This is a genomic window from Microbacterium sp. P2_F9, from assembly GCF_056403635.1.
Genome location: NZ_JBFUFC010000137.1, coordinates 1 through 10263 on the forward strand (window position 1 = coordinate 1; position 10263 = coordinate 10263).

8 protein-coding genes and 1 pseudogene are annotated in these 10263 nt (G+C 70.6%); 6 read left to right on the plus strand and 3 right to left on the minus strand.

Going from position 1 to position 10263, the window contains the following annotated elements:
* The first annotated feature begins 85 nt into the window (after window positions 1-85).
* Both AC1DVT_RS13900 and AC1DVT_RS13905 read left to right on the plus strand, forming a co-directional pair.
* Window positions 86-877 carry an ABC transporter permease gene (locus AC1DVT_RS13900; RefSeq protein ID WP_477389642.1) on the plus strand — a complete coding sequence of 264 codons (792 nt, stop codon included), beginning with the start codon at window positions 86-88 and terminating at the stop codon, window positions 875-877.
* Complete coding sequence (locus tag AC1DVT_RS13905; protein WP_477389643.1) at window positions 877-1626, plus strand: ABC transporter ATP-binding protein; 750 nt, start codon at window positions 877-879, stop codon at window positions 1624-1626. The genes AC1DVT_RS13900 and AC1DVT_RS13905 overlap by 1 nt, the downstream gene beginning before the upstream one ends.
* Here the strand turns inward: AC1DVT_RS13905 and AC1DVT_RS13910 are convergent.
* From AC1DVT_RS13910 to AC1DVT_RS13920, 3 genes are read right to left on the minus strand one after another with little or no spacing between them, the layout of a single operon-like run.
* Window positions 1611-2588, minus strand: coding sequence for a glycosyltransferase (locus AC1DVT_RS13910; RefSeq protein ID WP_477389644.1), 978 nt, complete (start codon window positions 2586-2588; stop codon window positions 1611-1613). The genes AC1DVT_RS13905 and AC1DVT_RS13910 overlap by 16 nt on opposite strands.
* Window positions 2589-2643: 55 nt before the next feature.
* Window positions 2644-3951 (minus strand): O-antigen ligase family protein, encoded by a 1308-nt coding sequence (locus AC1DVT_RS13915; RefSeq protein WP_477389645.1) that lies wholly within the window; start codon window positions 3949-3951, stop codon window positions 2644-2646.
* Window positions 3948-5348, minus strand: coding sequence for an O-antigen ligase family protein (locus AC1DVT_RS13920; RefSeq protein WP_477389646.1), 1401 nt, complete (start codon window positions 5346-5348; stop codon window positions 3948-3950). The genes AC1DVT_RS13915 and AC1DVT_RS13920 overlap by 4 nt, the downstream gene beginning before the upstream one ends.
* Before the next feature lie 42 nt (window positions 5349-5390).
* Between AC1DVT_RS13920 and manA the strand changes: the two genes are divergently transcribed.
* From manA to AC1DVT_RS13940, 4 genes and pseudogenes are all read left to right on the plus strand, one after another.
* Entirely contained in the window at window positions 5391-6560 is a 1170-nt protein-coding gene (manA, locus tag AC1DVT_RS13925) for a mannose-6-phosphate isomerase, class I (RefSeq protein WP_477389647.1), read from the plus strand.
* A 193-nt stretch (window positions 6561-6753) separates the two neighbouring features.
* On the plus strand, window positions 6754-7080 hold the full coding sequence (locus AC1DVT_RS13930) for a WhiB family transcriptional regulator (RefSeq protein ID WP_457101056.1): 327 nt from the start codon (window positions 6754-6756) through the stop codon (window positions 7078-7080).
* A gap of 78 nt (window positions 7081-7158) precedes the next feature.
* Window positions 7159-9996, plus strand: coding sequence for a glycosyltransferase (locus AC1DVT_RS13935; RefSeq protein ID WP_477389648.1), 2838 nt, complete (start codon window positions 7159-7161; stop codon window positions 9994-9996).
* Window positions 9993-10263, plus strand: a pseudogene (locus tag AC1DVT_RS13940) (DUF5719 family protein); the annotation flags it as partial. The gene AC1DVT_RS13935 and the pseudogene AC1DVT_RS13940, both read left to right, overlap by 4 nt.

Consider the following 10263-nt stretch of genomic DNA (forward strand, 5'->3'; position numbering starts at 1 on the left):
TGCGCTCAGGCGCTCCAAGACCCATCCGCCTGCGCACGAAGCGCTGGTCGCGGGGGCCGGGGAGAAGCGCGAATAGAATCGTTCAGTGACCACAGCCGCCGTCGGCGCTCCCGGCTCGCCCCGGCGCTATCTCCACTCGCTGTGGCTCCTCTCCTCGCGCGATCTGCGCGTGCGCTATGCCACGAGCGCCCTCGGATACCTGTGGTCGGTGCTGGACCCGCTCGTCATGAGCGCGATCTACTGGTTCGTGTTCACGCAGGTGTTCMATCGCACCGTCGGGCACGAGCCGTACATCGTCTTCCTGCTCACCGCTCTCCTGCCGTGGGTGTGGTTCAACTCCTCGGTCTCGGACTTCACGAAGGCGTTCAGCAAGGACGCGCGGCTGGTCCGCTCGACGGCCATTCCCCGATCCATCTGGGCGAATCGGGTGGTCCTCACCAAGGGGATCGAGTTCCTCTTCTCGCTGCCCGTCTTGATCGCCTTCGCGATCCTCACCGGCGCTCACGTGGGATGGGGCGTGCTGTGGTTCCCGGTCGCAGTGATCCTCCAGACCGTGCTCCTCGTCGGGCTGGGCCTGCTGGTCGCGCCGCTCTGCGTGCTGTACACCGACCTCGAGCGAACGACCAGGCTCATCCTGCGGGCGCTCTTCTACGCGTCGCCGATCATCTACGGAGTCTCCGATCTGCCCGCGCCCTTCGAGACGCTCGCGGCGTTCAACCCGCTCGCCGGGATCTTCACCCTCTACCGCGCGGCGTTCTTCACCGAGACGTGGGATTCGTTCGTCGTCATCGTGGGAGCCATCATGTGCTTCGCGTTCCTCGCGCTCGGGATGTTCGTCTTCGGCCGGCTCGAGCGACCTGTGCTGAAGGAGCTGTGATGGCCGCGGCATCCGATTACGCGATGGAGGTCTCGGGTCTCGGCATCCGATTCCGGCGCAACCGCCGAGGGCGCCGGAGCTTCAAGGACCTGTTCGCGGGCGCGAAGCGCCGCTCGCGTCCAGGCGAGTTCTGGGCGCTGCGAGACGTGTCGTTCACCGTCAAACCGGGGGAGTCGATCGGCGTCGTCGGGCGAAACGGTCAGGGCAAGTCGACGCTGCTCAAGCTCGTCGCCGGCGTGCTCATCGAGGACGAAGGAACCGTGGCGGTCAATGGCGGCGTCGCGCCGCTCATCGAGATCACGGGCGGCTTCGTCGGCGACCTCACGGTGCGCGAGAACGTCCGCCTGGCGGCAGGACTGCACGGGATGTCGCGCGCCGAGGTCTCGCGGCGGTTCGACGGCATCATCGAGTTCGCCGAGATCGCCGACTTCGTCGACACCCCCTACAAGCACCTCTCGAACGGCATGAAGGTGCGTCTCGCCTTCTCCGTGGTGTCGCAGCTGGACGAGCCGATCCTCCTCGTCGACGAGGTGCTCGCCGTGGGCGACCGGGCTTTCCGAGAGAAGTGCTACAAGCGGATCGATGAGCTGCTCGCCGAAGGCCGCACGCTCTTCTTCGTCAGCCACAGCGAGAAGGACCTGCGTCGCTTCTGCACGCGCGGCCTGTATCTCGACAAGGGACGACTGGCGATGGATGCCCCGATCGCCGAGGTGCTCGACCGCTACAACGCGGACTACGTGACTGGCTGAGCCCCTGACGCCTCGAGTGGCGGCATCGGCTGCCACGAGGCATCCTTCGCAATCCTGCGTCCGTCGCGGATGCCGCGGAAGAGGTTGCTCGTGCCGCGCACCTTCCGCTCCACGAAGAGCAGCCGGATGATCTCCTTCGCGAAGGTCAGGAACGACCCCACGGCGAAGTAGACCGGACGGTAGGTGCCCTGCGTCTGGAAGTAGTGCTTCATGTGACCGCGATTGCGCATGATGTAGTACCGGTACGCGTCGCTCGAGGCGTTGAGGTGCCGGATGCCCATGTCCCACTGCTTGATCTCGCGGGTGCGGCGCAGCACGAACTCGTTCACGATCACCGAGCGCGTCCGGCGCGAGGCGAGATAGCCGTACACCGAGTCGTCCCAGTAGATGAAGAAGCGGGGGTCGGGCAGGCCGATCTCGGCGACCACGTCGCGGTGGATGAACATGCCCTCGAAGCATCCGCTGTTCATCGGCCGGAAGCCGCGTTCGTCGAACGTTGCAGGGGCGAACGGAATCGGGATGCCGAGCGGGATGGAGAGGCGATACTGCCAGTAGAACTCGCTGCCGTCGTAGTCGTAGCGGCGTCCCTGGATGCTCTTGAACCTCGGCGCCCAGGCGCCCATGCGGGCGAGCCCGTCGGGGATGACCTCGACGTCGTCGTCCATGAGCCACATCCAGGTGGAACCGAGCTCGTACGCGACGCGCATGCCCTCGCTGAACCCGCCGGAGCCGCCCGTGTTCGTATCGAGTCGGTGGTAGACGAGCTCGGTGCCCAGGCGCTCGCGGTACGACTCGACGACTTCAGTCGTGTCGTCGACGGAGGCGTTGTCGATGATCACGACGTGGCCCGGCTTCGGATCCATCACGACGATGCTCTCGAGGAGTCGCGTGAGGAGGGCCGAACGGTTGTAGGTGACGATCGCGATCGTCGCGGACGCGGGGTCGAAAGCTGCAGTCGTCATCAAGGCAGGGGAACTGTCGGAGGCAAGAGGCATGGCCCGAGAATCCTACCGTGCCTCACCGCGGTTCCCCCTGGACGTGCGGAAGCTCCGGCTCGACCTCGGTGACGTCGATCCGTTCGCGCCACGAGCGTGATTGCCCCGCCCGCACGGCGCAGAGCACCAGGAGAAGCCACCCGAAGCCGGACAGCGTGAAGCTCTCGAACATCGAGTCGACCAGGAGCGCGACCAGGGTCAGCGGCGTCCAGGCGTAGATGATCGAGCGGCGCTCGCTCGCGACGAGCCACGCGCGGACGAACGCGACGACGGCCAGGGCCAGGAAGGCCAGCAGCCCGATCCAGCCGAGCTGGAGGAGCACATCGAAGTAGGCGTTCAGGGCGGTCGCGTGCGAGCGGCCCAGCGAGTAGTTCATCGCAATGAAGGGGAACTCGCCCTGCGCCCACGGGCCGAACCAGCCCCAGCCCTGCACCGGGTGCACGCGGACATAGGTGAGCAGGGTGGCCCAGAGGTTGGCCCGCATCGAGAAGTCGCTGCCCGCACCGAGCCAGGCGATGATCTGGTGCCGCAGCGTGTACGCGACCCCGATCCCGACCACGAGCACACCCGCGAACACCCACTGCACGGCGGTCCCGCGGTCCGGCGAGGTGTGCCGCACGAGCGCCAGCGCGCCGGTGGCAACGGCCACGGCGGCGGCGAGGACGACGACGGTCGGAGAGTCCGAGAGCACCGCGCTCACCCCGCCCAGCACGACGGAATACAGCGACAGGCCAGGGGGGACGGACTGGGTGCGGTACTCGATKAGGAAGGTGATCAGCGCGATGACCGCCGCGAACCCGAGGAGGTTCCTCGTGCCGAAGACGCCCTGGATGGGCCCCAGCTGGGCGATGTTCCCTTGGATTCCGAGGAAGCCGAGGGGCGTGTCCAGGAGGATGCCGGAGAGGATCTCGAGGCCGAGTGACAGCGTGAGCAGCACTCGGAGCACGTCGCCGAGCGACCGCACGGTCTGGAGCGTGTCGCGGACGTGGCCGATCGTCACCGCGATCAGGGCCAGCGCTGCCGCGGCGACCCAGCTCCACAGCGTCTGCGTCACATCGGTGGTCCAGAATGCGCTCACCAGCGCCCAGCCGAGGAAGGCGAGCAATGTGGTCGGGACCAGCCGGATGAGGGAGATCTCGCGACGCCGGGCGACCAGCATCCCGATCGCGAACGCGCACAGCCCGGCGAGGATCGTCGCGTAGGTCACCCGCCCGGCGAGACGCTCGATCAGGACCGAGCCGAACACCGCGCCCAAAGCCGCGAGGGTGAATGCGCGGGCGAAGGATGCCGAGGCCAGCACCCCGCCCACCCCTCGGGGTGCGTCTGTCACGACGCCTGCTTCGCAGGCTCGCCGCGTTCGATCGCGAGGGACTGCTCCGCGGGACCCTCCCCGATGTGGGGCGCCTGCTTGATCTTGAAGCCGAGCATGACCAGGAACATCCAGCCCCACAGCAGCAGGGGCGAGGACTCGGCGAACCCCTGCACGAGCAGGATCGCGCCGACGAGCGTGGGCAGCAGCGACAGCGCGGAGTACGGCCGGTCGTCGCGGAGATCCCAGCGGGGGCGGTCCACGGCGAAGAACCAGGCACGCCAGATGAAGGCGAGATAGGTCAGGCCCATCAGGATCAGCCCGATGATGCCCAGCTGGAAGAAGACGTCGACCCACATATTGTGGGCCTGCATGACGGTCTGGCCGTGGTCGGTGATCCAGGCGTCGAAGGCCGGATCGGCAGGGTTCCACGGCGTGGCGAATCCCCAGCCGGCGATCGGCCGCTCCTGAGCCTTCGCGATCACGGCCTGCCAGATGTCCTCGCGGCCGGTGAGGTCGGAGTCGCGCCCGAAGGCAGCGAAGAGCCGTTCGCGCAGGAGCCATGCGGTGGTCGCTCCGCCGACTCCGACGACGAGATAGCCGATGTAGTACGGCAGGCGATCTCCGGGCTTTCGGGCGCGGCGCATCAGCAGCACGGTGACCAGCACGACCCCGACGGCGCAGGCCGCGACGTACGCGGTCGCGGATCCGGCGCGGATCATCAGGTAGGCGGACAGCCCGATCCACACCCAGAGCAGGGCCCGCCTCGGGGCGCCGGCGGCGAGCCGGATGGCGAACACGATGATGGCGAGGAGGCACAGTGGGCCGAGGAGGTTGGCGTTGCCGACGATCCCCTGGATGCGCCCGCCCTCGAAGAGATTGTTGCGCGACCAGTATTCGATGGGGTCCGCGTTCTCCGGGAGCGGCGCGAACCCGGGCATCACGGGCTTCTGGATGAAGATCGACACCCACAGCTCGAACAGCAGCGACAGTCCGATGACCCACTTGAGCGCCGACGCGATGGCACGCACGAGCTCTCGCCAGGTGAGCGCGGCTCCGACGAAGAGCGCCTGGAGCGTCGTGATGACCAGCAGCAGCAGGGTGAGCGCGGTCGTCTGCGGCCAGGCCGACCACAGCAGCGACAGCATCGCCCACGCGACATACGCCAGGGCGAACTCGGGCAGCCGGCGCCACTGCACGAGCGGGCGGACGAGGAACCACAGGACCGCGGAGAGGATTCCTCCGGCGATGGTCAGGAAGGTGGTCCCCAGCTGGCCGATGGCGTGCAACCAGGCGGTTCCGGACAGCGCCATGAAGAGCACGAAGATGCACCACGCGCGCAGCAGGAGATGACGCGTCGTCTCGCGCTCAGGGGCGGTCGGCAGCGCCGACGCCGGGTGCTTCGTGTGCAGCGCCATGGTGGAATCAGGGTACCCCGCAGGCGCCGTTAGGCTGGGCCCATGCTGGTCCCCCTCGTGAACGAGCCGCGCAATTACGCCTGGGGGTCCCGCACCCTCATCGCCGAGCTGGAGGGGCGGGCTCCGGCACCGCACCCCGAGGCGGAGATCTGGTTCGGCGACCATCCTGGCGACCCCGCGCTCGTGCCCGACGGGCGGCCGCTCGGGGCATGGCTCGCGACCGAGGGCGCCGCAGCGGGTGGCCCCGCGCGACTGCCGTACCTGCTGAAGCTCCTGGCCGCGGCATCCCCCCTCTCCATCCAGGCCCATCCATCCAAAGCGCAGGCGGAGGAGGGCTTCGCCCGTGAGGAGGCGGCCGGAGTCCCTCGCGACGCGGGGGAGCGGACCTACCGCGACGACAACCACAAGCCCGAGCTGATCGTGGCGGTGAGCGAGACCTTCGCCGCGCTGGCGGGCCTTCGCCCCCTCGACGCCACCCGGCGGCTGCTCGACGCACTGGGTCCGGCCGGTGCGGCGCTGGCGCGGCGGCTCGACTCGCCGGATGAAGCGGGTGCGCTGCGGGACGCGATCGCGTGGCTGCTCTCCGGTGACGCGCAGGCCGAGGTCGACGAGATCGTCTCGGCGGTCGCATCGGMGGATGCCCCGGAGTTCGATGCGGAGCTCACCACTGCCCGCCGCATCATCGGCTCCGCGGATCCCGGCGACCCCGGCATCGTGGTGGCCCTGCTCATGAATCTCGTCACGCTGCGCCGCGGCGAGGCGATCTTCGTGCCCGCCGGTGTGCTGCACGCCTACCTGGAAGGCCTCGGCGTGGAGCTGATGGCGGCGAGCGACAACGTGCTGCGCGGCGGGCTCACGCCGAAGCACATCGATGTCGCGGAACTGCTGACGGTGCTCGATTCCACCCCCGGACCCCCGCCGATCCTTCGGCCCGCGCTGCTCGCCGGCGGGATCGAGCGCTTCGACCCTGGCATGCCGGACTTCGCGCTTCTGCACGTGCGGGTCGCCGACGACGCCCCGGTGGACGTGCCGATCACKGGGGTGGCCATCGCGCTCGCGACGCGCGGGTCGGTGGAGATCTCCGGGGGAGCCTCCGCGGAGCACGCGACGCTGATCCCCGGCGCGGCGGTGCTCGCGACAGAGGACGAGGGGATGCTGCGCCTCCGCGGATCGGGCGAGGTCTTCGTCGCCGTGCCGGGCGCCACCGGCTGATCTGCGGCGTCGAACGGGGTGGGCCGCCCATCTGGAGAATTCGTTACCTGCCCGCGACACGCCGTCGGCGCGTCGTGAACCCTCAATCCAGGGGTGAGGCTTTACGATCTGCGACTTGACCCAGGCGAACTACACGGGTGTAATTACACGTACACGCGAACCTGCGTGGGGGGCTACACAGGTGGGAGACGAGATGGCGGGCTCACAGTACCGTTCCGGCGTTCCCGACAATTGGTTCGTCGATCCGGTCAATCTCGGCGTACCAGGAGTACGGCGGCCGCTCGAGGCCGACGACGGAAATCCGCTCGGATGGCAGACAGATGCGCTCTGCGCGCAGACCGATCCGGAAGCTTTCTTCCCGGAGAAGGGCGGCTCGACGCGCGATGCGAAACGCGTCTGCACGACGTGCGACGTGCGCGGTGAGTGCCTCGAATACGCGCTGCAGAACGACGAGCGCTTCGGAATCTGGGGCGGGTTGAGCGAGCGAGAACGTCGCAAGCTCAAGCGTCGCGCCAGCTGACGACCGAGAACCGGGATCGCGGGGCGCGCCGAGGCGGCGCCCGGCTCTGGTGGATGCCCGGCCTAGGCTGACGACGTCATGCCCGGCCGAGTCCACGCCCTTCTCGTCGTGCGCCCCGACGGGCGCGCACCGGCGGCGTTCCATCTGCGCCGGACGCTGGCGGCCGTCGCGGCGCAGTCGCGTCCTGTCGATGCCCTGACCATCGTCATCTGCGGCGATGACCCGGGGATCGCCGAGATCGCTGCCGCGGCACCGGCGGAATCGGTGATCACCGCGCCCGCGCGCACCCGGTTCGCGGAGGCCACCGCGATCGCCGCTCGGCGGGTCGACGCCGACGCGATCTGGCTGCTCGCTCAGGACACGGCGCCGGAGCGGGAAGCGCTGAGCCGCCTCGCCGGGGCACTCGAGCTGTCGCCCTCGGTCGCCTTCGTCGCGCCCAAGCTCGTGCGCTGGGACGACCGGTCCACGATCGTCTCCCTCGGCGTGAGCGTCACCCGCCTCGGGCGAACGGTCGGACTCGCGGACGGCGAGCTGGACCAGGGCCAGCATGACGCCGTCGAGGACGTGCTCGGCGCGGATGTGCGCGGCATCCTGATCCGCAGCGAGAACTGGCGCGAGATCGGCGAGATCGACCCCGCCCTGGCCGGTGCGGATGAGGGCCTCGACCTCGGGGTGCGGGCGCGCCTGGCCGGCGCGCGCATCGCGCTCGTGCCGCGCGCCCTCGTGGCGGTCGCCGGCGACGGGGTGGCAGAGCGGGCGACACCTCGCACCAGCGGAAGTCGTGTCCAGCGTGCGATCGCGACGCGGACCGCCGAGCTGCACCGCCGACTGGCGTACGCGAATGTCGTCGCACTGCCGTTCCTCTGGCTCGCGCTGCTGCCGCTCGCCGCGTGGCAGACGCTCGTGCTGCTCGTGCGCAAGCAGCCAGGGCTCATCCCGGCGGAATGGGCCGCATCGGTCCTCGCCCTCGTGCGAGTCGGGGCGGTGGCGCGGGCCCGCGCTCGCATCCGCCGCGCGCGCCGGACCGGTTGGTCGCAGCTCGCACCCCTGCGGGTGTCCGGTTCGGAGCTGCGATCCCGATGGGACGCGGGCGAGACCGATTCAGACGCGCTCCGCGGCGAGCTGCGATTCTTCTCCGGCGGGGGTGCCTGGCTCGTCCTGACCGCGCTCGTCGCCTCGATCGCCGCCTTCCCCGCGCTGCTCGCCGCCCCCGTGATCGGGGGCGGAGCGCTGCAGCCGCTGCGAACGGTGGTCGCCCAGCTGTGGGGCGACGCCGCCTACGGCCGGCGCGCCCTGGGCGTGGACACGATCGGCCCCRCCGACCCGTTCGCCGCTGTGATCGCGGTGATCGGCAGCGCGTGGCCGTCCGAGCCCTCGCGCGCGATCGTCCTGCTGTGGGTGCTCGCGCTCCCGGTCGCCGCACTGGGGGGCTGGTTCGTCGCGACCCGCGTCACCGATCGCTCCGTGCTGCGGATCACCGGCGGCGCCGCCTGGGCGCTGGCGCCGACGTTTCTCGCCGCCCTCGTCGAGGGCAGACCGACCGCGGTGATCGCGCATCTGCTGCTTCCCTGGCTGTTCTACGCCGGCGCGGTGGCGCACCGCTCCTGGGTGGCGGCGGGTGCGGCATCCGTCCTCCTGGTCGGCGTGATCGCCTGCGCGCCGTCGCTCGCGCCCGCCCTCGTCGCGCTCTGGGTGCTGGCGCTGCTCCTGGCGATCGTGCGCCAGGCCGGCCGTGGCACCGCGCACCTCATCTGGGTGATGGTGCCCGCGCTCGTGTTCGCGGCGCCGCTCGTGCTGCACCAGCTGCTCGCCGGCGAGCCGTGGGGGCTGCTCGCCGACCCGGGCGTGCCCTGGGCAGGTCCCCAGGTCGCCGCCGACGCCGCCGGTCGAGCGATGCTCGCTGCCGGCTTCCCGACCGCGGATCCCGGCGGGTGGGGCGCGTTCCTCGCCGGCGCCCCGACCTGGTGGGTGCCGCTGCTCGCGGCGCCTCTCGCCGTGCTGGCGTTGATCTCCCCCCTCACCCAGCGGTGGGCGGCCGGGGTGGCGTGCCTCGTGGTGGCGGCGGCCGGAATCGCCACCTCCTTCGCCGCGGTCGGGATCGCCGTGGCGTTCGCACAGTCCGCCGTGGTCCCGATCTGGCCCGGGGCGGGCGTGAGTCTCGCCTGGCTGGGCGCGATCGGAGGCGCCCTGGTGGCTCTGGACTCCGGGCTCGCACCGCGCCTCGGGGCCGCGAGGGCGGTGACGGCGGTCGTAGTGCTCGGGGCGCTTGCCGTGCTCGCGGTGCCCGCCCTGACGGCGACGTCGCGCGGTGCCGCTTTCCTCACGACGGGACCTGCGAGCACGCTGCCCGCCTACGTCGCGGCCGAGGGCCGTGACGATCCGAATGTCGGCACCATGATCCTCACCCCCCAGAGCGCGGGCGGTGTCGCCGCCGAAGTCGTCTGGGGTGGGAGCGAGACGATCGGCGGGCAGGCGACGATCGTCTCCACCCGGTCCGAGGCCGACGATGGCGACGTCGCGCTCGCCCATCTCGCCGCCGACCTCGTCGCCGAGGCGGCCGGCCCCGCCGTCGAGGACCTCGCAGCTCAGGGCGTGGAATTCGTGCTGCTGGCGCCGACGGCGCCGACCGAGTCCGATGCAACCAGGGGGTTCCGGCTCGCGGCCCAGACCTCGCTAGACCAGCGCGACGGCCTCGACGCGGTCGGGGAGACCACCAAGGGCACGCTGTGGCGCGTCACGATCCCGGTCGCGCCGCGGGCCGAGGCATCCGTCCCCGCGTGGGCGGGCTGGATCGTTCCGACGCAGCTCGCGATCATCGCGATCGCGCTCCTGCTGGCGGTGCCGACGTCTTCGACCCGCCGCGCCGCGCAGCGCACCTCGCGCATCGTCGGGCCGTACTGGCGGGAGGGCCGATGAGCGATCGACTGCCCTTCCKCTGGGCGACCACGGGAACCCGGGTGCTGGCCGGCACCCTTGTGGCGGCCGGCTTCGTCGTCGCCACGGTCACGGCGGTCGCGCTGCCCTGGCCCACCGTCACCCGCGAACCGGTGTCGATCGTCGCCGTGCCGGCGCCGGAGGCGAATGTCCTCGCGTGCGATGGGGCGCTCCTGGTCCAGGGCCGGGACGCGGCCGCCGCGGGCACCCTGGCGGCGGCGGCGCCCCAGTCGACGACGTCGGGGGTAC

Excerpts from the sequence above, each read along its gene's own strand:
- AC1DVT_RS13910 (WP_477389644.1), bottom strand. The coding sequence starts at position 2,588 with ATGACGACTGCAGCTTTCGACCCCGCGTCCGCGACGATCGCGATCGTC.
- AC1DVT_RS13930 (WP_457101056.1), top strand. The coding sequence starts at position 6,754 with ATGGCGGGCTCACAGTACCGTTCCGGCGTTCCCGACAATTGGTTCGTC.
- AC1DVT_RS13905 (WP_477389643.1), top strand. The coding sequence starts at position 877 with ATGGCCGCGGCATCCGATTACGCGATGGAGGTCTCGGGTCTCGGCATC.
- AC1DVT_RS13920 (WP_477389646.1), bottom strand. The coding sequence starts at position 5,348 with ATGGCGCTGCACACGAAGCACCCGGCGTCGGCGCTGCCGACCGCCCCT.